This window comes from Halomonas halodenitrificans DSM 735 (assembly GCF_000620045.1).
In the GTDB taxonomy this organism is placed as follows: domain Bacteria; phylum Pseudomonadota; class Gammaproteobacteria; order Pseudomonadales; family Halomonadaceae; genus Halomonas; species Halomonas halodenitrificans.
In genome coordinates this window covers 67,808-93,719 of sequence record NZ_JHVH01000018.1, presented here as the reverse complement: position 1 = coordinate 93,719, position 25,912 = coordinate 67,808, and the positions used below count along the sequence as shown (strand labels likewise).

The window sequence follows — 25,912 nt, the reverse complement described above, 5'->3', positions numbered from 1 at the left end:
TGCTTGGGCTGAATCCGACGCGGGAGCCGTCGTCCGACCGCGGTCAGGGACAGGCGTTGCCCCGATAATAAGGCCTCGACACATGTTGCGAGGGCATTGAAGCGGGCTGAGTGCAACAGGGTGGCTGAAGTCGTCAGAATCCTGTGCAAGAATTGGGGCGTCTGCATGGGCTCCTCGGCATATTGTTTGTTTGGCGATTAACAACATGCCTGCCCATGCAGACTTTTTTCAATCCTAATGTACTGATTTTCTTATTCTATTCGTGGGGAGGCCTCAGGGTCAGACCCCCAACCCCCGGGGTCTGACCCCACTACCCTCGGGGGTCTGACCCCACTACCCTCGGGGGTCTGACCCCACTACCCTCGGGGGTCTGACCCCATCATGGCCTCCTCCTAGTCCGGGAGACTTTCCAGGCGGTGGCGTTGCCAGTCGCTCTCGGGCTCGTTGAGGGCTAGCACGGCATCGACGACCTGCTCCTCCATGTTGTAGCGCTGCTTGAAGCCCAGGTGCTTCATCAGCGCGCGCATCGGATGGTTGTCGACCATGATCTTGCCGATCATCTCCAGGGTACCGACGCTCTTGCAGTAGTTGATCATCTTGTTCATCAGCAAGCTGCCGATGCCCAGGCCTTGCAGGTCATCGCGAATGATGACCGAGAACTCGGTGCGGATATTATCCGGGTCGTTCCATACCCGGACCACCCCCAGCATCTCCTTGCGGCCATCTTCCAGCAGGTGTTCGGCGATAAAGGCCATCTGTCGGTCATAGTTGATATGCGAGAGTCGCGACAGGTCGCGCTGGGTCAGGTCCGCCTTGTTATGGAAGTAGCGGAAACGAATGCTTTCTTCGGAAAGCCGACTGTGGAAGCGGGTGATCAGCGGGGCATCCTCGGCGCGAATCGGCCGCACCTCGACGTCCCAGCCATTCTTGAGGGTGGTCCATTCTCTCAGCTCCTCCGGGTAGGGCATGATCGCGAAGCGGGCCGGCCGCCCCAGATCCATGGCGAAGTCTACCGCCACCATACCGTCGCGGTTGAGAACCAGCGGGTTGATCTCCAGGCCGTTTAGTTCGAGAAGGTCACTGGCCATCTGGGAGAGCTTGACCAGCAACTGACACAGCCGGTCGATATCGCGTTGCGGATCACTCGAGTGCTCGTGAATCAAGCGGGCCACATGGGTATGTTCCACCGTGTTCTCGGCCAGGCGCATGTTGAGCGGCGGCAGGGTAACCTGGCGGTCGGCCAGGATATTGACCTTGTAACCGCCGATCCCGAACACGATCACGGGTCCGAATACCGGGTCCCGGGTGATGCCGGCACAGACCTGCATGGAGTGCTTGCCGCGCTGCATCGGCTGCAGGCAATACTCCCGCACCCGAAAGGTCGGGTAGTTCTCGGCGACCTTGTCTCCGAGCAGCTCGACGCCTTCGGCGACCTGTTCCGGCGTTTTCAAATCCTGGAGCAGGCCGGCCGAGAGCCGGTGGGGATGCTTGCGATAGCGAAACGGCCGGCAGTTTCCCTCATGAATGACCTTCAGCGCCATGCTGCCCTGGAATGCCTGCGCCGCAGCAGCGCCCTCCTCCGCCGTCGATACATAGCGGCTCTTGGCCACGGGAATACCATAGGCCTCCAGCACTTGCGCCGCCTCCGAGTGAGTCAGGGTCTCACGCCCCTCGGCCTTGACCGACTCGATAAGCTCCCGACAATGCGCCCGAATCTCGCGTGTCGTGGAGAATGGCAGACTGGGGGGCGTCTCCTGCAGCAGGGCCTGTACCCGCTGATACCTCACCATATGCATGAAGGCCTTCACCGCCTGTTCGGGCGAGACATAGGTCGGGATGCCGGCCAGATTGCACTCGTGGCGCGCGGAGAGGGCCTCCTCAAGCCCCATGAAGCTGGTCAACAGGTTGCGCCGGAAACGCTTGCGATTGGCCACCAGGGCCTCGGCGGTCACCTTGGAAGGCGCCAGACGCGTAGGCGCATGTACCACCAGTACCGCATCGACGTTGGGATCCGCTGTCACCATCTCCAGGGCATTTATCATCATCTCCGGGGTGGCGTTACCGCCCAGGTCAACGGGATTCTCGCCGGGCTTGCTGATATCCAGGCCGCCACTGCGCAGGGCATGGCGGGTCTCTTCGGTGAAATCTGTCAGCCTGCCGCCGGCATTGATCAGCTTGTCGATGGCCAGCATCGCCGGCCCCAGGCCGTTGGAGACAACGGCCAGTCGATCGCCACGCAGAGGCTTCATCCGTGAGAGCGTCATCAATGCATCGAACAGCTCGTCGGAATCATGAACGCGCACCACGCCGGCGCGGGAAAAGGCGGCATCGAAGATCTGATCACGATTGGCGACCCCCGGGGTCGGTGGCAGTCCGGTGAGGTCGGACTGACGCGTGCGCCCGCTCTTGATGGCCAACACCAGGCGGTTACGCGAAGCGTCACGCAGCGCGGTCATGAAGTGCTGAGCATCCATCACCTTCTCGAGGTGCAGCAGGATCGCCTGGCTCGGCGAATACTGATTGATGTAATCGAGAAGGTCGGGAAGCAGCACGTCGACGCTGTCGCCCAGGGTAATCAGATGCGAAAAGCCCACGCCGCGACCCGCCGCCCAGTCGATCATCGCCGTGCCCAGCATGCCTGATTGCCCGAGATAGGCCACCTTGCCCCGCTTGATGGCACGGTTGGCATAGGAGACGTTGAGTCGTCGGCCGGGAACGATCAGCCCCATGCATTCGGGCCCCAGAACGCGAATGCCCGAGGCCCGGGCGGCGTCCAGCATGCGGCTGCGGATCGAGGCCTTGCCGTCACGCTTCTCATCGAGGTGTGAGCCACCGGAAAGCACCAGGGCAGCCCGGCAGCCGAAACTGCCCAGCCTGGAGATTCTACCGGGCACCGTCTCGACCGGGGAGCAGATCACCGCCAGGTCGGGCACTTCGGGCAGCTGGGAAACCCGGGAAACGGCGGGTTGGCCGTGCACGCTGCTGTAGCCCTTGGGGTTGACTGCCCAGATGGTGCCGGGATATTCCCCTTCGAGCAGATTGCGGATCACAATCCCTCCCAGGGAGTCCGGCTTTTCCGAGGCACCGATGACGGCAATGGTGCCGGGTTCGAAGAAATGGCGGAGGAAACGGGTACTCAAGGACGATCTCCCGACTGTCGAGGCATAAATGGCTGCCTACTGTGTACGACCTATTGACACTGTCTGGCAAGGGCTTAATCCAAGTAAAGTGATCCTAGTCAGCACGGAGAGCCTCATGATAACCGGTTATATCACCCACCCCGACTGTCACCTTCATCACATGGGCCCGGAGCATCCGGAAAGCCCCCTGCGACTCGACGCGATTCGGGCCCGCCTGTCCCTGTCCGGCACCCTCCAGCAGACCATGCAGACCGAGGCGCGCCCTGCCTCCGAGGAAGAGGTCTCGCTGGTTCATCCCGTGCGTCATCTGCGCGCCCTGGACAAGTGTGTGCCGGAAGAGGGCATCGTCACCCTGGACAGTGACACCATGATGAACCCCGAGAGTATCAACGCGGCACGCGTCGCCGCCGGTGCGGTAATCCGTGGCGTCGATCAGGTATTTCGGGGACAGTCCGATAACGTCTTCTGCGCGGTGCGTCCCCCCGGCCACCACGCCGAAGCCACCGATGCCATGGGGTTCTGCTTCTATAACAATGTCGCGGTAGGAGCCGCCTACGCCCGCGAGAAGTACGGTGTGCGGCGCGTCGCCATCCTCGACTTCGATGTCCATCAATGCAATGGCACCATCGACATCTTCAAGGATGATCCCGAGGTACTGATATGCACCAGCTTCCAGTTTCCCTTCTACCCCTGGCGCTATCTGCGTAGCGAATGGCAGAACGTGGTCAACACCCCGCTCTCGGCCGGCACCGACAGCGCGGTCTTCCGCCAGGCCATCGAGGATGATTGGCTGCCCGCCCTGCATCGTTTCAAGCCCGAACTGGTACTGCTCTCGTCCGGCTTCGACGCCCACCGTGAAGACGAAATGGCCGAGCTGTGCCTCGAGGATGAAGACTTCCACTGGATCACGCACATGGCACTGGAGATCGCCGAGCTCTATGCCGACGGCCGTCTGGTGTCGGTGCTCGAGGGCGGCTATCACCTGGAATCCCTGGGGCGCTGCACCGATGCCCACCTCAAGGCCCTGCTGGGGCTGCCCTTCGGCGACGGTGTCTGAATGCCGGGCCATCACCGAAGGCCCGTCAGCGAAGGGCTGTCACCAAAGGGCCTGGATAGCCGACACCCGGTGACGCTGTGGTAAGCTTGGGAAAATCTGTTTCCTATAGTGAACATGCGACCATGCCCGATACCACCGACCAGGATGCCGCCCTGCGCATCGCCTCCGGACGCAAGCCCTTTGTCGAGCCCCTGAGGTTGGGTGACAGGCTGCGCGAGATACGGCTTTCCAACCAGTGGACCCTGGAAGACGTCAGCCTCCGCACCGGGCTGGCTCGCTCCACCCTGTCGAAAATCGAGAATGATCAGCTCTCGCCCACGTTTACCGCCGTTCAGAAACTCATCGCCGGCCTGGGTATCGATCTTCCTCAGCTCCTTTCGCCGCCTCGCCAGCAGGTGCGGGCGACGGGTCGCCGGGACCTGACCCGACGCGACCAGGGGGAACAGCACCCAACCCCGACCTATGAGCATGAGCTGCTCAGCTGCGAGCTGGCCCAGAAGCGCATGATCCCTTTCAAGACCATCGTGCGGGCCCGCCGCTTCGAAGACTTCAACGAGTGGGTGCGCCACGACGGCGAGGAATTCTTGATGATACTGGCGGGGGAGATCCTGCTGTACACCGAGTTCTATGAACCGCTACGCCTGGAGAGCGGCGACAGCATCTATTTCGACAGCGCCATGGGGCATGCGCTGGTGTCGACCAGCGCCGACGATGCCATGGTGCTATCGGTCTGTACCCGGGGCGAAGCCACCGTATAATCAGGCCTTCGAGCGCCGCCTGTCACCGGGGCGCCTTGCGGGAATGGCGTCGAGCTCGAGGCGCCCTTCGGCATGGATCGCCTGGAAATGCCGCCCCTTGGCCCGGGCCACCAGCATGACGCCGAAGCGCTCGGCGAGCTCCACCCCCTTCTGGGTCACCCCGGAGCGCGACACCAGCACCCCGATGCCCATCTGGGCCACCTTGATCACCATCTCCGACGTCAGTCGGCCGGTGGTATAGAAAATATCCGCGCCGTCGCCGTGTGTCTCATCGCCCTCGAGCCACTGATGCCCGGCCAGCGTATCCACCGCATTGTGGCGCCCCACATCCTCGACGAAGTCGAGCACCTCGGCCTGTCGGCACAACGCGCAGCCATGCACCGCCCCGGCACTGCGATAGGTCTCGTTGTAGGCCCCCAGATTCTCGAGCAGCTCATAGAGCACCGACTGACGAACCGGCGTGTCCGGGAGAGGCTGCAGGGGCACACTATCCAGGAGACGGCCGAATACCGTCCCCTGGCCGCACCCGGTGGTGATGGTGCGGTGACCCAGGCGTTCGTCGAGATCCTCGGGCAGGTGGCGCGTCACCACCGCGGCGGACTCCACCTCCCAGTCGACGTGTACCGCCTCCAGATCCTCGCGGCGCTCGATCAGGCCCTGATTGCGCAGATACCCCACCACCAGCGCCTCGGGATCCGCCCCCAGGGTCATCAGGGTGACGATCTCGCGCCGGTTGAGGTAGAGGGTCAGCGGGCGCTCGGCGGCGATGGCCTGTTGGTGATGATCGCCATACTCGTCGAGGATCTCGACCTCCAGGGTGGCTGGCAGACGAGCGCGGCTAAGGCTTATCGGTGGCATCCGTGACGGGCTCCCGGCAGAATGGTATGGATCGAGCATGATGGCATTCTCGACACGGAAAGTCTTTACTGTCCTACTGTCTCCAGTCAGCCTCATATTCGAGAGTTTCCCATGACAGCCTTCTCCAATCATCGCACCCTGAGCCTTGCGCTTGGCGAACAGACGACTCGTATCAAGGGGTTTATCTCGCGGCGCTACTTCATCCGCGAGCTGACCCCGGGAGACGCCGGTCCCTGGACGCTGACCCTGCAGCTGACCATGACCGAGCGCGCCGCCTACCGCTTCAACCTGACATCCGCGACGCCGAGGCTCTTCGTGCGCTGTGGCGACGCCGGCGAGTCCCCCCACCCCTCGGCGATCACCGCCAGTCAGGATGTCGCCGCCAGCTGGATGGATGGTGAGCAGCAGGTACTGGAGGCGGCCATGCCCCTGGCGGTCCAGGCCTGGCTCGAGGCCTATCTGTCTCGCCACGGCGAGGCCCCGGAGGAAGGCCGCAAGAAGAAACGCAAGGGGGCCGGACGCGCCCGGGAGATGAATCCATGAGTCGCCTTGATCGCTGGTCCCGTCGCAAGCTGGGCGAGGACGTCGAATCGGCACCGGAAAGAGAGCCGGTGGAGGCCTTCGACAAGGAGACTCTCGATAAAGGGCCTTTCGATAAAGAATCTTTCGATAAAAAGCCCCTCGATAAAGCGCTCATTCATGAAGAGCCGGTGGAGGCCCACCATGAAGAGCCGGCCGCCCCCGGCAGCCTCGATCACACCCTACCCGACCCCGATGCGCTGCCGGCCGAGGCCGATTTCTCCGCCTATCTCAAGCAAGGCGTCAGCCAACAGCTGCGTCGACGCGCCCTGCGCCGCCTCTGGTCGACCGGCGACTACGGCATCCGCGACGGCCTCGACGACTACGACGAGAACTACCGCGAAATACTCAAGCCGCTGTCCCGGGATATCGCCGAGCGCCTGCGCCGCTGGACACGCCCCGACGAAGCGGCGACCACACCGGAGCCACCCGCTCCGGGCGACGAGGCGCTCGCCGACGCCGCGGGGTCCGACGAAGCCCCGCATCAGCGTGACAATAAGGCCGAAGAAACTGAAGAAAGAGGAGAGAGCGGAAAAGGTGGAGGAAGCAGAGAAACCGAAGAAAGCGACAGTGAAGAGGCCACCCCACCGGAGTTCGCCACAGCCAAGACCACCACGGACAAGAAGACCGCCGCAGACAAGGCGTTAGACGAAGCGCCGATCGGCGACGACAACACGATAGGCTAAACTGGGTTAAGCTAGATTAGGCAGGGTCCTGGAAACCCTGACCTTAAAAAATCAAGACTCTGAAAAAAACAACAACAATCATCATGACACCGTGACCGTGAGGCTGCATGACATCATCCATCAACGCCGTCACCGTGGACGATGCGGCGAACCGCAGCGCCCGCGAGGCGGCGAGACAGCGCGTTTCCTGGCCGGTCAACCTGGCCCCCGCCAGCGTGACCTACGAGAGTGCCGGCTATGCCCTGCTCCTCGGCGAGGAGACGAGCATCCGTCAGGCGGCGGCGTATCTCCAGGAACGCGGACTCAGCGCCATCGCGCTGCTGATCACCGAGCCAACTACCGGCGACGCCGGCCTGGACGACGCCCGGCTCGAGGCGCTGCTCGAGAGCACCCAGCGGCTCCCCTGCCGGACACTCTCACCCACACAGCGCCGGCAACTGCGCATCCAGGGCTATCTGGGGCAGTTCGGTGTCCGCCTCGACGGCGGCGACGCCTCCCTCGACCTGACGCTGGCGCTGCTGGGTCGCCGGCATGCCGACCTGATTCTCGACCTGGGGCGCCGCCCGGTACTGGCGCTCGAGCTGCCGCCCCCGGGCTATCGCCATCTATCACCGGATGCGCCCCGCCGGGACGCCGAGCTGAGCGAGTTTGCCGAACTGGTCGGCGAATTCGACAAGCCCCGCTACTTCCAGATCAACACGGACCTCTGTGCCCACTCCGCCTCCGGCAACGTCGGCTGTACCCGCTGCCTCGAGGTCTGCCCCGCCGATGCCGTCTCCAGCCACAAGGGACGCATCGAGTCACGCATCGAGATCGACCCCTATCTCTGTCAGGGCGTGGGGAGCTGTTCCAGCGCCTGCCCGACCGGCGCCATCCAGTTTCGCCTGCCCGAGCCGGCGCGTCAGCAGGAGGCCATCCGCGCCCGCCTCGACGCCTATCGTCAGGCCGGCGGCACCACGCCGGTGATGCGCTTCGTCGAGGCCGCCGACCTGGAAGACGAGGCCGAGGCCCCGGCCGGGCACCTGCTCGACGTGCCCCTGGAAGAACTGGGCAACGCCGGCCACGACCAGTGGCTCACCGCCCTGGCCGCGGGGGCCGCCGAGGTGCGCATCCAGGTGCATCCCGAACTGCCGCCCACCCTCGCCGCCTTTATCGACGACCAGCTCGACCAGGCGCGAGTCATCCTGACGGCATTGGGCCATGACCCCGAACGCCTTCGCCGCATTCAACGCGGCGACGCCGCCGCTCGCGATGTCCTGCCCGAGCGCCTGCCCCTCGCCGGCGAGCCACTGGTGCTTGCCGGCGAGGGCAAGCGGGGACGCTTCGAGGCGGTGCTGGCGCACCTGACGGACCAGGGCACCGCCAGCGGCCAACGCCACGCCCTGCCCCACGGCGCTCCCTATGGCGGCCTGGAGGTGGACCCCGAGGCCTGCACGCTGTGTTTCGCCTGTGTCAGTAACTGCCCCACCCCGGCCCTGGCCACCGGCGATGACACCCCGATGCTCAGCTACCGCGAGGCCGACTGCGTCCAGTGCGGCCTGTGCGTCGAGGCCTGCCCGGAAGACGCCATTCGCCTGGTGCCCGGCTTCCTGGCCGACCCCGGCCGTACCCAGCGTCAGGTTCGCCACGAGGAGGCCCCCTTTTGCTGCATTCGCTGCGACAAGCCCTTCGCCTCGGCGGCCACCATCGCCACCATCAAGGCGAAACTGGCCGAGCATCCTTACTTTTCCGGCGAGGCCGCCGCGCGCCTCGAGATGTGCGAGGACTGCCGGGTCAGGGATGTCTGGCGGGACATGGCTCGCGACCCCGAATCCCAATTGAAGGTCTGACACCATGAATCACGAAACGGATGGGGCGGCATCGGCCATCGAGGAGCAGGAGGAACCGCGCGTCGACCTCTACCGCCTGCTGGCGCGACTGCTGCGCGAACCCGCCGACGAGGACCTGCTGGCCTGGCTCGCCGACCATCGGCTCGATGGCCAGGCCGATCAGGACCCGGTCATCGCGGCCCTGAACGGCGTATCCCGGGCCGCCGGCGACGCCAGCCCCCACGAGCTCGAACGGGCCTACTTCCGGCATTTCGTGGGGGTCATTCAGGGCGAGATCACCCCCTACGCCTCCTGGTATCGCCATGGCGAGCTGATGGACCAGCCCCTGGTGGCGCTGCGTCAAGACCTGCGCCGCCTGGGATTCACACGCCGCGAGGGCAGCCACGACCCCGAAGACCATCTGGCGGCACTGCTCGAGGTCATGGCGATGCTGATCGAAGACCGCTCGGCGCAGGCCGGTCCCTTCTTCATGGCACACCTCGCCCCCTGGGCCGAGCGCTGCCTGGGTGACCTGGCCGGGGTCGAGACGGACTTCTATGCTCGTACAGGAGAGCTGGGCAAGGCATTCATCGCCGAGGAGCATGACCTGCTGGCCGCAGAGGCCGAGCGTTCACCGGTCAGGGTTATTGAATCGTGAGAGGAGAAGAAATCATGCGCAAGACAAGCAACCCGGAGCGCCGGCGCTTCCTGAAGGTCCTGGGGGCGGGCACCGCCGCGGCGGGGTCGGCGGCCGCCGTGGGCCATATCGCCCTGGCCCAGGCCGATGCTGGCGCGGCCCAACCGGCCAGCCCCGAAAAGCCCGACACCCAGTATCATGAAACCCCCCATATCCGGGCCTACTACGCCACCCTGCGTGATTGACGGCCGTCAGCGAGGAGAGATGTCATGCGCCTGACTCGTAAGACACCATCCCAACGGCCCCAGGGCCTGGGCATATCCCGTCGCCAGTTCCTCAAGCGGAGCGGTGCGACCACCGGCGGCCTGGCCGCCGCCGGCGTGATGGGCAGCCCGATGATGCGTCGCGCCGAGGCCGCCGAGAAGACCGCGGTCTCCGATGCGCCGGTGGAAACCCGGCGCACCATCTGCTCCCACTGCTCGGTGGGCTGCGGCGTCTACGCCGAAGTGCAGGAAGGCGTCTGGACCCGGCAGGAGCCGGCCTTCGACCACCCGATCAACCGGGGTGCCCATTGTGCGAAGGGCGCGTCTCTTCGCCAGCACGGCCACTCCAGCCGGCGCCTCAAGTACCCCATGAAGCTGGTGGGCGGGGAGTGGCAACGCCTGAGCTGGGAAGAGGCCATCGAGGAGATCGGTGACAAGGTCGCCCAGCTGACCGACGAGCACGGCCCCGACAGCGTCTACTGGCTGGGCTCGGCCAAGTTCAACAATGAACAGGCCTATCTGCTGCGCAAGTTTGCCGCCCTGGCGGGCACCAACAACACCGACCACCAGGCACGCATCTGCCACTCCACCACGGTGGCCGGGGTCGCCAACACCTGGGGCTACGGGGCGATGACCAACTCGCTCAATGATCTCCAGAACAGCAAGTCGATCATGTTTATCGGCTCCAACCCCAGCGAGGCGCACCCGATCGCCATGCAGCATATCCTGCTGGCCAAGGAGCGCAGTCACGCCGAGATCATCGTCGTGGACCCGCGCTTCACGCGCACCGCGGCCAAGGCAGACAGCTATGTCCGCATCCGCCCCGGCTCCGACGTGGCCTTCATCTGGGGGCTCCTGTGGCATATCTTCGCCAACGGCTGGGAGGATCGCGAATATATCGACCAGCGTGTCTATGCCCTCGATGAGGTGCGCGAGGAAGTCGCCAACTTCACCCCCGACGAGGTGGAGCGCATCACCGGCGTGCCCGAAGCGCAGATGTATGACACCGCGCGGCGCCTGGCCGAGAATCGCCCGGGCTGCATCGTCTGGTGCATGGGCGGCACCCAGCACACCACCGGCAACAACAACACTCGCGCCTACTGCATCCTCGAACTGGCCCTGGGCAATATCGGCAAGTCCGGCGGCGGCGCCAATATCTTCCGCGGCCACGACAACGTCCAGGGCGCCACGGACCTGGGCCTGATGTCCCATTCGCTGCCGGGCTACTACGGGCTCAGCGAGGGGGCCTGGAAGCACTGGGCCCAGGTCTGGGGCCTCGACTACGAGTGGCTCAAGGGCCGCTTCGACCAGACCGAATACGCCGATGGCCGGCCCATGCACACCAACGGCATCACGGTGTCGCGCTGGGTCGACGGCGTGCTGGAGGATGACGAGAACATCACCCAGCGTACCCAGCTCAAGGCGATGTTCTACTGGGGCCATGCGGTCAACTCCCAGACCCGTGGCCCCGAGATGCAGAAGGCCATGCAGCAGCTGGAAATGATGGTCATCGTCGACCCCTATCCCACCGTGGCCGGGGTCATGCACGGCCGCCAGGACGGCGTCTACCTGCTGCCGGCCTGCTCCCAGTTCGAGACCACCGGCAGCGTCACCGCCACCAACCGCTCGCTCCAGTGGCGCGACCGGGTCATCGAGCCGCTGTTCGAATCCAAGCCCGACCACGAGATCATGTATCTGCTGTCGCGCAAGCTGGGCTTCGCCGAGGAACTCTTCAAGAACATCCAGGTGAATGGCACCGAGCCACTGGTCGAGGACATCACCCGGGAGTTCAACGCCGGCATGTGGACGGTGGGCTACACCGGCCAGAGCCCCGAGCGCCTCAAGCAGCACCAGCAGAACTGGCACACCTTCAGCTTCCGTGACCTCAAGGCCGAAGGCGGCCCCGCCGACGGCGACTATTACGGCCTGCCATGGCCATGCTGGGGCAACGCCGAGATGGGCCACCCCGGCACGCCGATCCTCTACGACACCAGCAAGAAGGTCTCCGAGGGTGGTCTCACCTTCCGGGCGCGCTTCGGCATCGAGCGCGACGGTGAAAACATCCTCGCCGATGGCTCCTACGGTGCCGGCTCGGAGCTGGAGGATGGCTATCCGGAGTTCACCGCCACGATGCTCAAGGATCTCGGCTGGTGGGATGACCTGACCCCCGAGGAGAAGGTCGCGGCGGAAGGCAAGAACTGGAAGACCGACCTGTCCGGCGGGATTCAGCGGGTGGCCATTGCCCATGAGTGCTCCCCCTTCGGCAACGCCAAGGCGCGCTGCAACGTCTGGACCTTCCCGGATCCCATTCCCAAGCATCGTGAGCCGCTGTATACCAGTCGCCGCGACCTGGTGAAGGACTATCCGACCTGGGAAGACGTCGCCTCGCATTACCGCCTGCCGACGCTCTACCGCAGCATTCAGGAGAAGGACGTCACCCAGGACTACCCCATCATCCTGACCTCCGGACGCCTGGTGGAATACGAGGGTGGCGGTGAAGAGACGCGTTCCATGTCCTGGCTGGCCGAACTGCAGCAGGAGATGTTCGTCGAGATCAACCCGGCGCTGGCCAACGACCTGGGCATCGCCGAGGGCGACGATGTCTGGGTGGAAGGCGCCGAAGGCGGACGCGTCAAGGTCAAGGCCCTGGTCACCAAGCGTGTCGACCGCGGGGTGGTATTCATGCCCTTCCACTTCGGCGGCAAGTTCCAGGGGGAGGACCTCCACGACCGCTACCCCGAGGGTTCGGCCCCCTATGTGCTGGGCGAAGCGGCCAATACCGCCACCACCTACGGATACGACAGCGTGACCCAGATGCAAGAAACCAAGTGCACCCTGTGCCGCATCGAGCGTGCTTGAGGAGACTACCATGGCCACAATGAAGTTCATGTGTGACGCGGAGCGCTGCATCGAGTGCAACGGCTGCGTCACCGCCTGCAAGAACGCCAACGAGACCGACTGGGGCATCCAGCGCCGGCGTGTCGTGACCCTCAACGACGGCGAACCCGAGGAGGTGTCGATCTCGGTCGCCTGCATGCACTGCGACGATGCCCCCTGCATGGCGGTCTGTCCCACCGACTGCTTCCACAAGACCGATGACGGCATCGTGCTCCACGACAAGGACCTCTGCATCGGCTGTGGCTACTGCCTCTACGCCTGTCCCTTCGGCGCGCCGCAGTTCCCCCAGAAAAACGCCTTCGGCGAGCGCGGCAAGATGGACAAGTGCACCTTCTGCGCCGGCGGCCCCGCCGAGACCAAGGAGGAGGAATACCAGAAGTACGGCGCCAACCGCATCGCCGAGGGCAAGCTGCCGCTGTGTGCCGAAATGTGTTCCACCAAGGCCCTGCTGGCCGGTGACGCCCAGGAAATCGCCGATGTCTTCCGCCAGCGCGTCGTGCGCCGCGGCCATCCCGATGGCGGCTGGTCCGGCAACCCGCGTCGCGAACAGCGACGCACCGGGGCGGGTCAGCCGGATGTCTCGGCGGCGGACTCTCTCGCTTACGACGCCGCCCGCCAGGGCTGAGGAGGTGATCCCATGAGCCATCCCATTCATTGGCGGTCGCTATGGCGATTCCTGCTGCTGGCCCTGTGGCTGGCGGTGGGCCTGGCGCTCTCCCAGGGCGCCCTCGCCCAGGCGGATCCCCAGGGCGAGGCGGCCACCGCGGTCCCCGCCCTGGATGCCGATACCTGGCGCCAGGTCCGCAGCGGCGAGGTGGATGCCAACTACCGCGACAGCCGCTTCGACTCCCGCTATAACCTGGTCAATGCCAGCGGCGAGACCTGGCGCCAGTGGCGTAATCGCTGGGTCTCCCCCTATGGCCTGATCGTCATGGGCGGCATGCTGGCGATGATCGTCATCTTCTACCTGGTCGTCGGCCGCAAGCGGCTGGAGGCCCCCCGCACGGGTAACAAGCTGCTGCGCTGGCAGGCGCTGGAGCGCTCGCTGCACTGGAGCGTCGCCACCCTGTTTATCCTGCTGGCCCTCACCGGGGTCACCCTGCTCTACGGCAAGCATGTGTTCTATCCGCTGTTTGGCGCCGGCGTCTGGGGTGCCATGGTGTCCGGCTCCAAGCTGCTGCATAACTACCTGGGGCCACTGTTCGGCATCCTGCTGATCGTGCTGCTGGCCAGGCTGCTGGTGCACAATCTGCCGAAGAAACACGACCTGGAATGGTTCCGCAAGGGCGGCGGCATGGTGGGCAATGAACATCCCGATGCGGGGTTCGCCAACGCCGGCGAGAAGGCCTGGTACTGGCTGCTGGCCACCGCCGGGCTGGTGGTGATCGCCAGCGGCCTGGTACTCGACTTCCCCAACTACGGGCAGACCCGGGACACCATGCAGTGGGCCAACCTGCTCCATGCCGTGGGCGCCCTCGGCCTGACCGCCGTGGCCTTCGGGCATATCTATATCGGGACCCTGGGAACCGAGGGCTCCCTCGAGGGCATGACCACGGGCTATGTCGACGAAACCTGGGCGAAGGAGCACCACAACCTCTGGTACGAGGAGGTCAAGGAGCATGCCGTGCCCGAGGAGCACCTCCCCTCCCAGGAGCCACAGGATGACTCGACGCGAGGCTCCTCGACGCAGAACTCCTAGGGATTACCCGGAAGCCCGCAAATCAAGACACCGCCCTTCGGCGGTGTCTTTTTGGTATTCTGGGCCGAAACGACTCAGAGGAGATATCCGATGCAACATCTCGACGAAGCGACCCGCACCGAACTCGAAGCCGCCGCGTTTCGCCACCTCCTGCGCCACCTCGACGAGCATAAGGACGTGCAGAACATCGACCTGATGATCCTCGCCGACTTCTGCCGCAACTGCCTGTCCAAGTGGCTGGTGGGAGCCGCCGAAGAGCGCGGCGCCGAGCTCGACTACGACACGGCCCGGGAGTACGTCTACGGCATGCCCTATGGCGAGTGGAAGGCCAAGTACCAGCAAGAGGCGACCCCGGAGCAGCAGGCCGCTTTCGAGGCGCACAACGCGCGCAAGCAGGCCAAGGCCCGGCAGAATGGCGAGGAGTCAGCACAGAATGGCTGAGTCGATGATTCCCCTCTCCGTCGCCGTACTGACGGTCTCCGATACCCGGACCGAGGAGACCGATCGCAGCGGCCAGGCCCTGGTGCAGCGCCTGGAGGCCGCGGGACACCGCCTGGCCGACAAGCGCATCGTCCCCGATGACGTCTACCAGATCCGCGCCCGGGTCTCGGCCTGGATTGCCGACCCCGAGATCCAGGTCGTGCTGACCACCGGCGGAACGGGCTTCACCGGCCGCGACTCCACGCCGGAGGCGGTATCGGTGCTCCTCGACAAGCGCATAGAGGGCTTCGGCGAGCTCTTCCGCCAGCTAAGCTGGCAGGAAATCGGCAGTTCCACCGTGCAGAGCCGCTGCCTGGGGGGCCTGGCCAATGCCACCGTGCTCTTCTGCCTGCCCGGCTCCACCGGGGCCTGTCGAACCGCCTGGGACGGCATCCTCGCGGAACAGCTCGATAGCCGTCATAAGCCATGTAACTTTGCTAATCTCGTGATTCCCGAGCGAGGCCAGCATGACTGACATGACCATCAACCCACATAAGCCATGTAACTCTCTATACGTTCAGGCCAACCTCGTGATTCCCGAGCGAGGCCAGCATGACTGACATAGCTGACATGACCATCAATCCGCATAAACCATGTAACTCTCTATACGTTCAGGCTAACCTCGTGATTCCCGAGCGAGGCCAGCATGGATAGCACAGCCAGGAGTGAACTCAAGCCGGTTACCACGGCGCTGGAGGCCCTGCTGCAGGGCGTCGGCGTGCTGGATACCGAGTGGCTGGCGTGTGACGAGGCGGCCGGCCGTGTGCTGGCCAATGACGTCACGGCGCGCCTCGATGTGCCCTCCTTCGATAACAGCGCCATGGATGGCTATGCCCTGAACCATGGCGATGCGGGCAAGACCCTGCCGATCAGCCAGCGCATCGCCGCCGGCAATCCGGCCAGGCCCCTGGAGCCCGGCAGCTGCGCGCGCATCTTCACCGGCGGCGAAATTCCGCCGGGGGCCGATTGTGTGGTGATGCAGGAGCGCGTCGAGGCGACGGGAGAGACGGCCACGATCCCGGGCGACGTGACCCAGGGAGACAGCATCCGTCGTCGGGGACGGGATGTGGCGGCCGGCACCATCCTGCTGGAAGCCGGACGCCGCCTGGAGGCCGCCGCCCTGGGCCATCTCGCCGGCCAGGGCGTGACCCAGGTCGAGGTCCGCCGTCGGCCCCGGGTCGCCCTGCTCTCCACCGGCGACGAGATCGTCGACCCCGGCACCCCCCTCGGCCCCGGACAGCTCTACAACTCCAACCGCCCCATGCTGCGTCGGCTGCTGGAGCGCTTCGGGGCCACCATCGTGATGGCGGCGTCGATCCCCGACGACCCGGCCGTCACCCGCGAGATGCTCGCCAGTGCCGCCGACCAGGCCGATATCGTGGTGACCACCGGCGGCGTCAGCGTCGGCGAGGAGGACCACGTCAAGGCCGCGGTCGAGGCCCTGGGCGAACTGGATCTCTGGCGCCTGGCGATTCGCCCGGGCAAGCCTTTGGCGCTGGGGCGCATCCCCCGGGGCCATGGCGAGGGCGTGGCCCGCTTCGTGGGGCTGCCCGGCAACCCGGTATCGAGCTTCGTGGGCACCTGGCTCTTCCTGAGGCCCCTGATCGGCAGCATGCTGGCATGTCCGGCGCTGGCGACACTCACGGAAATCCCGGCGTTCAGCGATTTCACGACCCGCACCGGTCCGCGGGCCCACTATATGCGGGTGACCCTGAGGTTCGACGAGCGGGGCGTGCATGCCCAGGCCTTTGCCGACCAGAACTCGGCGGTGCTCTCCTCGTGCATCGAGGCCGACGCCCTGGCGGTGATTCCCCCGGAGAGCGCAATATCCCCGGGGGATCGCCTGACCTGCCTGTGGCTGAGAAGCGACGCCTGAGCGACGCGTCGCCTACTCCGCCTCGAAGGCGACTTCCAGTGCCCGGCAGACCTCGGGCCAGAGGCACTGGAAGTCCTCGCGCAACACCGGGTACTCGGCCTCGAGCCAGGGCACCAGTTCCGCCAGCCGATTGGGGCCGGACAGGCGCTGGCCGATGCCGCCGATGGCGCGGCAGGTAAAGGCAAAGTCGGCATAGCGGCGCAGCCAGTCCTGCTCCACCAACACGGGCACCATGGGCGCCAGGCGTGACGGCGCCGAGCGCCTGGCCAGCAGCTCATAGGTGCGCGATACGATCGGCCCCTCCGCCCTCGCCTGCATCAGTTCGAGGGCCACGAAGTGGTCCCACACCAGGTCCAGGGCGATGCCCGCGTAGCGCCTGCCCCAGCCCGGCGAGCGAGTCAGGATGCTGTGGGTCACCGCATGGCCATCCACGAAGGCATCCACGTGGCGATGGTGGCGAATTCCCCGGGCCACGTCGGCGGGCCACTCCTCCAGATTCCTGCCCTTCACGCCGTCGGCGATCAGGTTGCCATAGAGGAAGTCGTCGTTGCCGCGGCGGGCGAGCCAGGCATGGGCCAGGAAGTTCATAACGTGATCACAGGCAGTTGGCGGGCTTGGGCAGCCCGGCCAGGCGAGCGCCGACCTTGGCGGGGCTTTCCGGGAAGAGCCTCATCAGATGCAGGGAGCGCCCCTTCTCGGCGCCCAGGGCCTGCCCCACGGCCTTCACCAGCGGGCGCATGGCCGGTGCCTGCTCGAAGCGGGCATAGAAGTCTCGCAGCACCCGGATCACCTCCCAATGCTCCTCGGTCAAGACGATGCCTTCCTCCTGGGCGAGCCGTTCGGCTACTTCCGGCGACCACTCCGACATGTCGACGAGATAGCCCTCGGGGTCGAGTGGAATGCTGTTGTCTGCAGAAAATAGATAACGGTATATTTCTGTACTCGCCATTAGTACCAGCTCACTGTGCGCTCACACGTTTCGGTCAGGGCCACAAAGCCCTCCACGTCGACCACCCGCACCGCGTCATCACAGCGGGTGAGAAGCCCACGGGCGGCGAGATCCTCGTGCAGGGCGTAGAGGCGCCCGGCCACCCCGGCGAAGCGTTCCCGCTGCGCCGGCAAGGCGCCGATCACGCCGTCCTCGATGAGCAACAGCCGGTCCTCCGGGCCCATGCCCGCCAGTGCCTGGTCGAGTACCCGGGACGACGGAGGGCGATTCAGGGTATGCAGCAACATGGTGTCTCTCATCAGAAGTTCAGTACCAGGGCGTGAGAGGCCACCAGGGCGGCGATCCCCTCCTCCGTCACCTCCCGGGTCGGGAGCATCAACTGGTCGCCGCTCAGGCCCAGCGCGTCCAGGCTGCGCTTCTCGACCACCAGGCTATCGATGTCGTACATCTCGAGCATTTCCAGGGTCGCGGCCGTGCCCTTCTGCCCCAGGGGGCCGGCCTGCTGGCCCTCGAGGAGCGCCGTGACCCCCTCCCCCATGAAGAGCAGCGTCACCCGACGGTCGAAGGCCGCCGCCACCAGGGCCACATCCAGCCCCTCCTTGAGCCAGCTGGACCCGTGGGGCGCATGGCGCAGTATCACCAGCAGCTCTGCCGACGGCGTATCCTCTGTCATGAAAAGCCTCCTCAGGGGCCGAAGGTGATGAGTCGGTCGCAGCGCAGGCCCAGGTCGACGAGCTGACCCAGTCCGGTCAACTCGAACGGGGGCTCGACGCTGAACCCCTGCTTGCCGTGCCGGCTGGCCTCCTGTTCGTCGAGCAGGCCTCGCCTCAGGGCGGCGGCAATGCAGACCTGCAGGGCCACGTCATGTTCCCGTCCCAGCTCGGCCCAGGCATCCACCAGATGGGGTTCGTCCTGGGGCGGCGCGGCGAGTCTGGCGGCGTTATGCACGCCCTCATGGTAAAAGAACACCCCCTCGACGTCATGCCCCCGCGCCAGCAGCGCGCGGGTGAAGCGAAGCGCCGAGTGGGCCGCCTGGCTGGTATAGGGCGCATCGAGCAGAAGGATGGCGTAGCGCACCGGAAGCTCCTGAAGATATCCTGAAACAATCTGGCCCCGCCGAGGCGGGGCCAGACAAGGTAGGCGTGCCTGGACAGGCTTAGTCGCTGCTCATGATACCCAGCAGGGAGAGCAGGCTCACGAAGAGGTTATAGATGGCCACATAGAGAGTGATGGTGGCCAGGATATAGTTCGTCTCGCCGGCGCGATGAACGATCTCGCTTGTCTGGTAGAGGATCGCCGCGGAGGAGAAAAGCACGAAGCCGGCGGACACCATCAGCATCAGCGCGGGAATCTGGAAGAAGATCCCGGCCACCATGGCCAGCATCAGCACGATGGCACCCGCCATCATGAAGTTGGCGAGGAAGCTGAAGTCCTTCTTGGTGATCAGCGCCACGGCGGAGAGGCCGATAAACGTCAGGCCGGTCATCGCCAGGGCGTTCATCACCAGGGCCGCGCCGTTAGGCATCGCCAGGTAGGCGTTGAGTATCGGGCCCAGGGTGAATCCCATGAAGCCGGTGAAGGCGAAGGTGGTCAGCAGCCCCATGGCCGAGTGAGCGGTCTTGTGAACCAGAAACATCAGGCCGTAGGCGCCGATGAAGAACACCAGAATGTTGATACGCTCGATGCCCATCGCCACGGCGGCGCCGGCGGTCACTGCGGAGAAGAGCAGCGTCATGGCCAGCAAGCCGTAGGTGTTACGCAGTACCTTGTTGGTGCTGGCAACCCCTGCCTGGGCCTGCTGGCGGGTCATATGTGACTCTTGATAGGCCATTGATCCTGTGCTCCCTGTGGTCAGTTGATCTTGGCAATCAAATAGAATGCCGGCTGCGGGCGCCTCACGCAAGAGCCGGGGACACCTTGGCCCTCGCGGATCGCCTCCCACACCGGAGCCGAGCTTCGACATTAAGCCCGCCAACGCCGAGCCGTCAAGAAGCGTTGCCACCCGGTGAGGGCTCCTCGAGAAGCGCCGCGGCGACTCGCGCGGCGGTGGCGCAGACGTCATGGCCGGCGGCCTCGAGCCCGGGCCGATCCAGCCAGACCAGCTGGGTGGCATCGCTTGCCGCGGCCTCTACCCCGCCCCGCCAGGCCATATGCAGCACGATCACGACGTAATGGGCGCCCAGGCGGCCGTGGGCCCCATGGTCGAACACATCGAAGGCCGTGAACACCTCGCCGGCGCGGGCCACGAGCCCGGTTTCTTCCTGGAGCTCGCGCTCGGCGGCGGCCTGTAGCGTCTCGCCGGGCTCCACCTTGCCCCCCGGCAGCGCCAGGCGACCGGCGTTAGGGGCATGGGCCCGGCGGACCATCAGCATGCGCCCATCCCGGATCAGGGCACAGGATACCGCCGCTATCGGGCGTGGCGGGGCGTGGGAGGCATCGGGACTCGACATGACCGTCTCGCAAGCTAGGCAATACCCCATACTGCGAACTCTCGGCCCCTCCCGCAAGGACAACAAGGAACACGGCGCCATAGGACGCCCCACCCCTTCTTCGAGTGGCCGGGGCGATGGCGGCGTAAGTTGCTACCGACTCGTGCCGGCTTCCTGGCGCACCTCGATGCCTACCTCTACCGCCGTCTCGGCATTGGCCAGCCAGATGGCGCCATCCTGGATGGAGATGTTGATCTCCATGCCGCGGGCCACCAACTGGCCTAGCACCGCCATGCTCTCCACAGGGATGTCATAGACGGAGAGGTTACCCAGGCTGGAAAGCTTCCTGCCGAGCTGTTCCCACCAGATGCTGGCGCCCTGACCGCTGTAGGTATACAGCACCACCTGCCGAGCGCGGCCGCAGGCGCGGCGTATCTCGCGCTCGTCCGGCTGCCCCAGCTGAATCCAGAGCTCGACCTCGCCGGTCAGGCTCCGGATCCATAGGTCGGGCTCATCCTCGGTGCTGACACCCCGGCCGAAGGCAAGATCTTCATGGGCATGTCGGGCGAAAGCCAGCACGCGCAACATCATGCGCTCGTCGGTCTCCGACGGATGGCGGGCAAGGGTAAGAGCATGCTCGCCGTAGTAGTGGCGATCCATGTCGGCAATCTGGAGCCTTGCCTTGAAAATTGTGGCTTTCAGTGCCATTCGGGTGGCCTCAAGGAAAATTGGCATGACAGGCAGCGATTGATCGCGGCTGGTTCCGCTCGTGACACCCGGGCATCGACCATCCGGGATCCGACAGGTGAATGACAGACACAAAAAAAACCGCTGTTTTCAGCGGCTTTTTCGTAAAAGGTGGCGGAGGGACAGGGATTCGAACCCTGGGTAGGCTCTCACCTACGCCGGTTTTCAAGACCGGTGCATTCAACCGCTCTGCCATCCCTCCGGCTTACGGCGGTGAATATTACCAGCTTTGGCTCCGAGGTCAAGAGCCAATTGCGATCAATGCCTTAGAGAGCATGGTGCAGATCAGTAGAGCCGCAGGCCGACCCGGGTCACGCGGTTGCCATTCATCTCGCTGACGACCCACTGGATGCCGTGCCAGTCGACGTCATCGCCGACCACCGGATGCCCCCCCACGCGTAGCGACACGAACTCGCTGAGGCTCATCTCCTTCTCGCCGGGGCTCAGGGTCAGCCCGTAGGCATCGGCGATATCCTGCATCCTGGCCTCGGCGTCGAAGGTGAAGGTGCCGAAGAAGGCGCGCTCCTGCTTGAGCTTGGCCTCGCCGTTGAACAGCCGGTTGAGGGCCGGCAGGTCCTCGCTGCGGCCGATCACGCATAGCACATCGTTGAGCTGCAGGCGCGTGCTGCCCTTGGGGTGCAGCATGGCATGCTCGCGGAAGAGCGCCGAGATCAACGCCCCGGAGGGAAACCGCAGCAGGCGGATGGGCACATCGGCGAGGTCTTCGTTATCGACGCGGTAGACGAACATCTCGTAATCGTTTTCGGGCAGGATCCCCAGGGGGCCACGATGGTTGGGGGTGACCGGGGTGGGGATCAGCACCCGGGTCCAGCGCGCCATCAGCGAGAGCGTTCCCCCCTGGAGCAGAAGCGACAGCAGCACCACCGCAAAGGCCACATTGAAATAGAGCTCCGCGCCTTCCACCCCACCGATCACGGGAAAGATTGCCAGCACGATCGGCACGGCGCCCCGCAGGCCTACCCAGGAGATAAACCCGAGTTCGCGCCAGCGAAACTTGAAGAAGGGCTTCAGCGAGATCAACACCGCCAGCGGGCGTGCCACGAAGATCAACATCAGGCCCACCAGAGTCGCGGGGAGCGCATAATGGAGAAGGTCCTTGGGTGATACCAGAAGGCCCAGGACCAGGAAGAGCCCGATCTGACTCAACCAGGCGAGGCCGTCGTGCACCGGCAGGATGTAGTTGAGGTGACGGCCCTTCTGATTGCCGATCATCAGCCCCGCCAGGTAGATCGCCAGGAAGCCACTGCCCCCGAGAAAGCTGGTAAAACCGAAGATGGTGAACCCCAACGACAACGCCAGCAGTGAATAGAGCCCCGGGGCCAGGTCCACCCAGCGCAGCAGGCGGCCGCTCAGCCAGCCGGCCCCCACCCCGATCACCAGGCCGAGGCCGAACTGCTCGATCAAGAGCAGGCCGGTCTCCAACGGGCCCCCGATGTCGCCCACCAGGACCTCCACCAACACCAGTGTCAGGAAGATGGCCATGGGATCGTTGGTACCGGATTCGATTTCCAGCGTCGCCCCGACCCGCTCATTGAGGTTCAGCCCCCGGCCGCTGAGCATCGAGAACACCGCGGCCGCGTCGGTAGACCCCACGATCGCTCCGACCAGCAGCCCCTGGACCAGCCCGAGGTCAAAGATCCACATCGCAAAGAGACCCACCAGGCCCCCGGTAATAAAAACCCCGGCAGACGCCAGGGTCAGGGCCGGCTTGAAGGCGACTCGGAAGGTCTTGAGTCGTGTGCGCAGCCCGCCATCCAACAGGATCATGGCCAGGGCCAGGTGGCTGATAATGAATGCCAGGGGATAGTTATCAAACTCGATGCCCAGCACACCCTCCTCCCCGGCCAGCATGCCCAGACCCAGAAAGATCAAGAGAAGGGGGAGACCGATCGCGGTGGAGAGTCGACTGCCCAGCACGCTCAGGGCAATCAGCAATCCGGTGAAGAAAAACAGGGTATTGATAACGTCCATGGCATCCTCTCGATGGCAGAGAGGCTATTATTGCATGGGCTCGGTAACCTCGCGAGAGCACAGGCCTTCCTCGTGCGGGCCAACTAGCGAGCCCGGCGCCGATACGGATACACTTGCTGCCGGCCAGCACCCCCCATCCGCTGCGGAGCCCATGAATGCCCAATCATCGCCACCACAGCCTCGGGAAATCCATGTGCTTCGCCCTCGGCCTGCTGATGTTTCAAGTGATGCTGCCTGCCATGCTCCAGGCGGAGGAGGGCCTCGAACTCCCTCCGGAGCCGCTGACCCTGGATGGCGATGTCATGGTGCCCAGCTTCGATACCTTGCCAGAGGAGTCGTCGCCACCGTCTCCCTCCCCGGAGGCGGCGTCGGACAGCGTCGAGAACACAGCCGCCGAGCCCGACCCGGTGATTCCCAGCGTGATTCATGCACCACCCGAGCCCCTGGAACCTCCGCCCCTTGAACCCCTGACCATCATGCTCGACTGGTATCCCAGCCTGCATCACGCCGCCCTGCTTCTGGCGGCAGGCAACGGCTTGCCCAGGCGCGAAGGGCTCGAGCTGGAGATTCGCACACCGGCGGACCCCGGTGCCCCACTTCGCCTCCTCGATGCCAACCTGGTGGATCTGGCTCTGACTCGCCAGCTGCAACTGCACCTTCAGGTCGACCACGGCAAGTCGGCGGTACGCGTGGCAACCCTGGTGGACACTCCCCTGGCCGGCCTGGTGACGCGAGAATCCCTCGGCGTCGACGGCCCGGAGGATCTGGCCGGGCTCACCCTCGGCTATGCGACCGAGGAGGCTCGTGACATCCTGCTCCCGGCGCTCATTGCCCCCCACGGCATCGCCGAGGAAGAAGTGCATCTGGTCGAGACCGGTTTTGGCCTGGCCACCGCCATGACCGAACAGGCACTGGACGGCCTGGTGATCCCCCTGCGTCTGACGCTGCCTCGCCAGCTGGCGGATCGGGGCATCTCGAGCCAGCTGCTTAACGTCGAGGAGTACGACATTCCCATCCATGACGGGCTGATACTGGTGGCCAACCGGGATCGGCTTCCCCGGCTTCGGGAACCGATCATCGAACTGGTCGATATCCTGCGCGACACCACGCTCTGGATGATCGAGCATCCCGAAACGGCATGGGAGACCCTGATCCAGCTGGAACCCACCCTCGACACCTCGACCAACCGTTCTGCCTGGAATGCGACCCTGATGCGCCTGAGCGTGCAACCCGCGGCACTGGACAGTCGACGCTATCGTCGCCTCGAGGCCTACCTGCAAGAAAACGGGCTGATCGAATCGATCAGCCCGCTGGAACAATTGGCGGTGGACCTCGGTGCCGATGGGGCCGGCAAGGGCCCCTAGCCAGGGTTCGCCTCGACATCGGCAATAAAGGTATCGATGGCCTCACGAAACGCCTCCGGCTTCTCGGCATGCAGCCAATGCCCGGCGTCCAGTGTGACCAGTCGAGCCTCCGGCATCACCTCATAGAGCGCCGGGAGATGCTCGTCGGCGACATAGTGGGAGGCATTGCCACGCAACACCAGGGTCGGCCCCGTAAAGGGAGCGCTGCCTGCCGGCTCCCGCATGACGGATTCATAGCCTGCCTCGATTTCGTCCAGCCCGAGACGCAGCTTCAGCCCTTCGCCCTCACTCTCGCCGCGCACCAGGTTCGTGGCCAGGAACAGGCGTACCGGTTTTTCCGCCACGTGTTCGGCCAGCAGTGAGTCCGCCTCGCGGCGATTGGCCGGCCGTCCCTGGGCCACGCGACGCAGCCCCGCCAGGACACTGTCATGATCATGGCCATAGGCCACCGGGGCGATATCGCCGATGATCAGTGAAGCCACCCGTTCCGGCGCCAGGCGAGCCAGGGTGATCGCCACCTTCCCCCCCATGGAGTGCCCCAGCAGGTGGACCCGCGGGAGGGCGAGCCGGTCGAGCAGCGCCAGCACATCGGCGGCCATGTCCGCATAGGCCATGCCCTGAATATGCGGGGAACGGCCATGATTGCGCAGGTCCACCGCCACGACCCGGCGGCCTTCCTGCCAGGCCTTGATATGGGAGCGCCAGTTATCGGCACTGCCGAACAGGCCATGGATCACCACCAACGGCGTGCCACCGTCACCGGTGTCCAGGGTGTTGAGCTCGATAGGCATGGGGAAGGTTCCTCGTCCAGGAGAAAGGGTCAACGATAGCGGGCGTGCGCCATTTCGGGGGCCAGATCATCTTCACCGGTAACGGTCACCAGGCGACGGCTCAGCCAGGCCAGCAGCACACCATAGAGGGGCAGGAAGAACAGCAAGCTGATCATCAGCTTGAATGCGTAGTCCACCAGGGCAATTTCCAGCCAGTTGGCCGCCATGAAGGCATCGGGGCTGTTATGGAAGGCGATGGAGAAGAATGCCAGGGTATCCGCCAGATTGCCCAGCACCGTGGAGATCGCCGGCGCCACCCACCAGGCGCGCAGGCGCCGCAGGCGGTCGAAGACATGAACATCGAGCAGCTGCCCCAGCACATAGGCCATGAAACTGGCCACGGCGATACGGGCCACGAACTGATCCCAGTCCGCCAGGGCCGCAAGTCCCGCAAAGCTGCCCCGTGGAAAGACCACCGACACGGCATAGGACACCACCAGCGCCGGCAGCATCACCCGCATGATGATCGCCCGGGCCGGTCCCTTGCCGAACAGACGCGCGGTCAAATCGGTAGCCAGGAAGATGAAGGGAAAGCTGAAGGCTCCCCAGGTGGTATGCAGGCCGAACACCGTAAACGGCAGCTGTACCAGATAGTTGCTGGCGGCAATCACGGCGATATGGAAGGTAACGAGTAGCGCCAGGCAGCGGCGATACTGCAGGGCAGACAGCACAAACATCTTGCATCCTTTTTTGGGGAGGGGTGAGGGAACCCTCGAGGCAAAAAGCCGCCAGCGGCGGCGCGACGCGGCGGATTATACGGCCTCGTCGGCGCACTGGCCATGCCTGGCCTGCCCCTTGTGCACCTGGGGTCAGACCCCCAACCCCCGGGGTCTGACCCCAATTGCCCGGGGGTCTGCCCCCA

Annotated in this window: 27 protein-coding genes and 1 tRNA gene; 14 read left to right on the top strand and 14 right to left on the bottom strand. The window is 65.0% G+C overall.

Going from position 1 to position 25,912, the window contains the following annotated elements; genetic code table 11:
• Positions 1-392: 392 nt before the first annotated feature.
• A complete protein-coding gene (locus Q358_RS0109765; protein ID WP_027961863.1) occupies positions 393-3,140 on the bottom strand; it encodes a bifunctional acetate--CoA ligase family protein/GNAT family N-acetyltransferase in 2,748 nt (915 codons plus the stop codon).
• Positions 3,141-3,255: 115 nt separating this feature from the next.
• On the opposite strand from Q358_RS0109765, the gene Q358_RS0109760 reads away from it, so the two are divergent.
• On the top strand, positions 3,256-4,197 hold the full coding sequence (locus Q358_RS0109760) for a histone deacetylase family protein (RefSeq protein ID WP_027961862.1): 942 nt from the start codon (positions 3,256-3,258) through the stop codon (positions 4,195-4,197).
• A 122-nt stretch (positions 4,198-4,319) separates the two neighbouring features.
• The gene (locus Q358_RS0109755) at positions 4,320-4,955 is read left to right on the top strand and encodes a helix-turn-helix domain-containing protein (protein WP_027961861.1); all 636 of its coding nucleotides are present in this window, start codon (positions 4,320-4,322) and stop codon (positions 4,953-4,955) included.
• On the opposite strand, the gene Q358_RS0109750 is transcribed toward Q358_RS0109755, so the two are convergent.
• Positions 4,956-5,813, bottom strand: coding sequence for a formate dehydrogenase accessory sulfurtransferase FdhD (locus Q358_RS0109750; RefSeq protein WP_027961860.1), 858 nt, complete (start codon positions 5,811-5,813; stop codon positions 4,956-4,958). It lies immediately after the preceding gene.
• Between the two features lie 111 nt (positions 5,814-5,924).
• Here Q358_RS0109750 and Q358_RS0109745 point away from each other — a divergent pair, with 111 nt between their 5' ends.
• The 11 genes from Q358_RS0109745 (at position 5,925) to Q358_RS0109695 (ending at position 16,739) form a co-directional block, all read left to right on the top strand.
• Positions 5,925-6,356 carry a DUF3305 domain-containing protein gene (locus Q358_RS0109745; RefSeq protein WP_027961859.1) on the top strand — a complete coding sequence of 144 codons (432 nt, stop codon included), beginning with the start codon at positions 5,925-5,927 and terminating at the stop codon, positions 6,354-6,356.
• A complete protein-coding gene (locus tag Q358_RS17955; protein ID WP_051530291.1) occupies positions 6,353-7,078 on the top strand; it encodes a DUF3306 domain-containing protein in 726 nt (241 codons plus the stop codon). Before Q358_RS0109745 ends, Q358_RS17955 begins: the two co-directional genes overlap by 4 nt.
• A gap of 107 nt (positions 7,079-7,185) precedes the next feature.
• Positions 7,186-8,907, top strand: a complete 1,722-nt coding sequence (locus tag Q358_RS0109735) for a 4Fe-4S dicluster domain-containing protein (RefSeq protein WP_027961858.1) — start codon at positions 7,186-7,188, stop codon at positions 8,905-8,907.
• Positions 8,908-8,911: 4 nt separating this feature from the next.
• Positions 8,912-9,544 carry a TorD/DmsD family molecular chaperone gene (locus Q358_RS0109730; protein ID WP_043488032.1) on the top strand — a complete coding sequence of 211 codons (633 nt, stop codon included), beginning with the start codon at positions 8,912-8,914 and terminating at the stop codon, positions 9,542-9,544.
• A gap of 14 nt (positions 9,545-9,558) precedes the next feature.
• Complete coding sequence (locus Q358_RS0109725) at positions 9,559-9,768, top strand: twin-arginine translocation signal domain-containing protein (protein ID WP_027961856.1); 210 nt, start codon at positions 9,559-9,561, stop codon at positions 9,766-9,768.
• A 24-nt stretch (positions 9,769-9,792) separates the two neighbouring features.
• Positions 9,793-12,645, top strand: coding sequence for a molybdopterin-dependent oxidoreductase (locus Q358_RS0109720; RefSeq protein ID WP_027961855.1), 2,853 nt, complete (start codon positions 9,793-9,795; stop codon positions 12,643-12,645).
• A gap of 10 nt (positions 12,646-12,655) precedes the next feature.
• Positions 12,656-13,309, top strand: coding sequence for a formate dehydrogenase FDH3 subunit beta (gene fdh3B / locus Q358_RS0109715; protein WP_027961854.1), 654 nt, complete (start codon positions 12,656-12,658; stop codon positions 13,307-13,309).
• A gap of 12 nt (positions 13,310-13,321) precedes the next feature.
• Positions 13,322-14,383 carry a formate dehydrogenase subunit gamma gene (locus Q358_RS17100; RefSeq protein ID WP_051530290.1) on the top strand — a complete coding sequence of 354 codons (1,062 nt, stop codon included), beginning with the start codon at positions 13,322-13,324 and terminating at the stop codon, positions 14,381-14,383.
• Positions 14,384-14,473: 90 nt separating this feature from the next.
• Entirely contained in the window at positions 14,474-14,824 is a 351-nt protein-coding gene (locus Q358_RS0109705; protein ID WP_027961853.1) for a DUF1244 domain-containing protein, read from the top strand.
• Positions 14,817-15,338: a molybdenum cofactor biosynthesis protein B gene (gene moaB, locus Q358_RS0109700; RefSeq protein ID WP_027961852.1), complete on the top strand. Its 522-nt coding sequence runs from the start codon at positions 14,817-14,819 to the stop codon at positions 15,336-15,338. Before Q358_RS0109705 ends, moaB begins: the two co-directional genes overlap by 8 nt.
• Positions 15,339-15,509: 171 nt before the next feature.
• Complete coding sequence (locus tag Q358_RS0109695) at positions 15,510-16,739, top strand: molybdopterin molybdotransferase MoeA (RefSeq protein ID WP_027961851.1); 1,230 nt, start codon at positions 15,510-15,512, stop codon at positions 16,737-16,739.
• Positions 16,740-16,751: 12 nt separating this feature from the next.
• Here the strand turns inward: Q358_RS0109695 and Q358_RS0109690 are convergent, their stop codons facing one another.
• The 10 genes from Q358_RS0109690 to Q358_RS0109645 form a co-directional block, all read right to left on the bottom strand.
• Complete coding sequence (locus tag Q358_RS0109690; protein ID WP_027961850.1) at positions 16,752-17,327, bottom strand: acyl carrier protein phosphodiesterase; 576 nt, start codon at positions 17,325-17,327, stop codon at positions 16,752-16,754.
• Positions 17,328-17,334: 7 nt separating this feature from the next.
• Positions 17,335-17,688: a TusE/DsrC/DsvC family sulfur relay protein gene (locus Q358_RS0109685; protein ID WP_027961849.1), complete on the bottom strand. Its 354-nt coding sequence runs from the start codon at positions 17,686-17,688 to the stop codon at positions 17,335-17,337.
• Positions 17,688-17,975 (bottom strand): sulfurtransferase complex subunit TusB, encoded by a 288-nt coding sequence (gene tusB, locus Q358_RS0109680; protein ID WP_027961848.1) that lies wholly within the window; start codon positions 17,973-17,975, stop codon positions 17,688-17,690. The genes Q358_RS0109685 and tusB overlap by 1 nt, the downstream gene beginning before the upstream one ends.
• An 11-nt stretch (positions 17,976-17,986) precedes the next feature.
• Positions 17,987-18,361 (bottom strand): sulfurtransferase complex subunit TusC, encoded by a 375-nt coding sequence (gene tusC, locus Q358_RS0109675; RefSeq protein ID WP_027961847.1) that lies wholly within the window; start codon positions 18,359-18,361, stop codon positions 17,987-17,989.
• Positions 18,362-18,372: 11 nt separating this feature from the next.
• Positions 18,373-18,765, bottom strand: a complete 393-nt coding sequence (tusD, locus tag Q358_RS0109670; protein WP_027961846.1) for a sulfurtransferase complex subunit TusD — start codon at positions 18,763-18,765, stop codon at positions 18,373-18,375.
• A gap of 79 nt (positions 18,766-18,844) precedes the next feature.
• Positions 18,845-19,519 (bottom strand): Bax inhibitor-1/YccA family protein, encoded by a 675-nt coding sequence (locus Q358_RS0109665; RefSeq protein WP_027961845.1) that lies wholly within the window; start codon positions 19,517-19,519, stop codon positions 18,845-18,847.
• A gap of 154 nt (positions 19,520-19,673) precedes the next feature.
• The gene (locus Q358_RS17095; protein WP_043488030.1) at positions 19,674-20,138 is read right to left on the bottom strand and encodes an NUDIX hydrolase; all 465 of its coding nucleotides are present in this window, start codon (positions 20,136-20,138) and stop codon (positions 19,674-19,676) included.
• 132 nt (positions 20,139-20,270) lie between these two features.
• Complete coding sequence (locus tag Q358_RS0109655) at positions 20,271-20,825, bottom strand: YaeQ family protein (protein ID WP_027961844.1); 555 nt, start codon at positions 20,823-20,825, stop codon at positions 20,271-20,273.
• A 151-nt stretch (positions 20,826-20,976) separates the two neighbouring features.
• Positions 20,977-21,066 (bottom strand) — tRNA-Ser (locus Q358_RS0109650).
• Positions 21,067-21,149: 83 nt separating this feature from the next.
• Positions 21,150-22,856, bottom strand: a complete 1,707-nt coding sequence (locus Q358_RS0109645; protein WP_027961843.1) for a potassium/proton antiporter — start codon at positions 22,854-22,856, stop codon at positions 21,150-21,152.
• A 155-nt stretch (positions 22,857-23,011) separates the two neighbouring features.
• Between Q358_RS0109645 and Q358_RS17090 the strand changes: the two genes are divergently transcribed.
• Positions 23,012-24,220 (top strand): ABC transporter substrate-binding protein, encoded by a 1,209-nt coding sequence (locus Q358_RS17090; RefSeq protein ID WP_051530289.1) that lies wholly within the window; start codon positions 23,012-23,014, stop codon positions 24,218-24,220.
• Here Q358_RS17090 and Q358_RS0109635 read toward each other — a convergent pair.
• Together Q358_RS0109635 and Q358_RS0109630 are read right to left on the bottom strand one after the other, a co-directional pair.
• On the bottom strand, positions 24,217-25,011 hold the full coding sequence (locus Q358_RS0109635; RefSeq protein WP_027961842.1) for an alpha/beta fold hydrolase: 795 nt from the start codon (positions 25,009-25,011) through the stop codon (positions 24,217-24,219). The two genes, Q358_RS17090 and Q358_RS0109635, sit on opposite strands and share 4 nt — an antisense overlap.
• Positions 25,012-25,040: 29 nt before the next feature.
• Entirely contained in the window at positions 25,041-25,727 is a 687-nt protein-coding gene (locus Q358_RS0109630; protein WP_027961841.1) for a 7-cyano-7-deazaguanine/7-aminomethyl-7-deazaguanine transporter, read from the bottom strand.
• Positions 25,728-25,912 lie beyond the last annotated feature (185 nt).

What these genes read in the sequence shown, in the direction of transcription:
- Q358_RS0109760 (WP_027961862.1), top strand. Translation starts at nt 3,256, where the DNA reads ATGATAACCGGTTATATCACCCACCCCGACTGTCACCTTCATCACATG.
- Q358_RS0109755 (WP_027961861.1), top strand. Translation starts at nt 4,320, where the DNA reads ATGCCCGATACCACCGACCAGGATGCCGCCCTGCGCATCGCCTCCGGA.
- Q358_RS0109750 (WP_027961860.1), bottom strand. Translation starts at nt 5,813, where the DNA reads ATGCCACCGATAAGCCTTAGCCGCGCTCGTCTGCCAGCCACCCTGGAG.
- Q358_RS0109745 (WP_027961859.1), top strand. Translation starts at nt 5,925, where the DNA reads ATGACAGCCTTCTCCAATCATCGCACCCTGAGCCTTGCGCTTGGCGAA.
- Q358_RS17955 (WP_051530291.1), top strand. Translation starts at nt 6,353, where the DNA reads ATGAGTCGCCTTGATCGCTGGTCCCGTCGCAAGCTGGGCGAGGACGTC.
- Q358_RS0109735 (WP_027961858.1), top strand. Translation starts at nt 7,186, where the DNA reads ATGACATCATCCATCAACGCCGTCACCGTGGACGATGCGGCGAACCGC.
- Q358_RS0109730 (WP_043488032.1), top strand. Translation starts at nt 8,912, where the DNA reads ATGAATCACGAAACGGATGGGGCGGCATCGGCCATCGAGGAGCAGGAG.
- Q358_RS0109725 (WP_027961856.1), top strand. Translation starts at nt 9,559, where the DNA reads ATGCGCAAGACAAGCAACCCGGAGCGCCGGCGCTTCCTGAAGGTCCTG.
- Q358_RS0109720 (WP_027961855.1), top strand. Translation starts at nt 9,793, where the DNA reads ATGCGCCTGACTCGTAAGACACCATCCCAACGGCCCCAGGGCCTGGGC.
- fdh3B (WP_027961854.1), top strand. Translation starts at nt 12,656, where the DNA reads ATGGCCACAATGAAGTTCATGTGTGACGCGGAGCGCTGCATCGAGTGC.
- Q358_RS17100 (WP_051530290.1), top strand. Translation starts at nt 13,322, where the DNA reads ATGAGCCATCCCATTCATTGGCGGTCGCTATGGCGATTCCTGCTGCTG.
- Q358_RS0109705 (WP_027961853.1), top strand. Translation starts at nt 14,474, where the DNA reads ATGCAACATCTCGACGAAGCGACCCGCACCGAACTCGAAGCCGCCGCG.
- moaB (WP_027961852.1), top strand. Translation starts at nt 14,817, where the DNA reads ATGGCTGAGTCGATGATTCCCCTCTCCGTCGCCGTACTGACGGTCTCC.
- Q358_RS0109695 (WP_027961851.1), top strand. Translation starts at nt 15,510, where the DNA reads ATGGATAGCACAGCCAGGAGTGAACTCAAGCCGGTTACCACGGCGCTG.
- Q358_RS0109690 (WP_027961850.1), bottom strand. Translation starts at nt 17,327, where the DNA reads ATGAACTTCCTGGCCCATGCCTGGCTCGCCCGCCGCGGCAACGACGAC.
- Q358_RS0109685 (WP_027961849.1), bottom strand. Translation starts at nt 17,688, where the DNA reads ATGGCGAGTACAGAAATATACCGTTATCTATTTTCTGCAGACAACAGC.
- tusB (WP_027961848.1), bottom strand. Translation starts at nt 17,975, where the DNA reads ATGTTGCTGCATACCCTGAATCGCCCTCCGTCGTCCCGGGTACTCGAC.
- tusC (WP_027961847.1), bottom strand. Translation starts at nt 18,361, where the DNA reads ATGACAGAGGATACGCCGTCGGCAGAGCTGCTGGTGATACTGCGCCAT.
- Q358_RS0109665 (WP_027961845.1), bottom strand. Translation starts at nt 19,519, where the DNA reads ATGGCCTATCAAGAGTCACATATGACCCGCCAGCAGGCCCAGGCAGGG.
- Q358_RS17095 (WP_043488030.1), bottom strand. Translation starts at nt 20,138, where the DNA reads ATGTCGAGTCCCGATGCCTCCCACGCCCCGCCACGCCCGATAGCGGCG.
- Q358_RS0109655 (WP_027961844.1), bottom strand. Translation starts at nt 20,825, where the DNA reads ATGGCACTGAAAGCCACAATTTTCAAGGCAAGGCTCCAGATTGCCGAC.
- Q358_RS0109645 (WP_027961843.1), bottom strand. Translation starts at nt 22,856, where the DNA reads ATGGACGTTATCAATACCCTGTTTTTCTTCACCGGATTGCTGATTGCC.
- Q358_RS17090 (WP_051530289.1), top strand. Translation starts at nt 23,012, where the DNA reads ATGCCCAATCATCGCCACCACAGCCTCGGGAAATCCATGTGCTTCGCC.
- Q358_RS0109635 (WP_027961842.1), bottom strand. Translation starts at nt 25,011, where the DNA reads ATGCCTATCGAGCTCAACACCCTGGACACCGGTGACGGTGGCACGCCG.
- Q358_RS0109630 (WP_027961841.1), bottom strand. Translation starts at nt 25,727, where the DNA reads ATGTTTGTGCTGTCTGCCCTGCAGTATCGCCGCTGCCTGGCGCTACTC.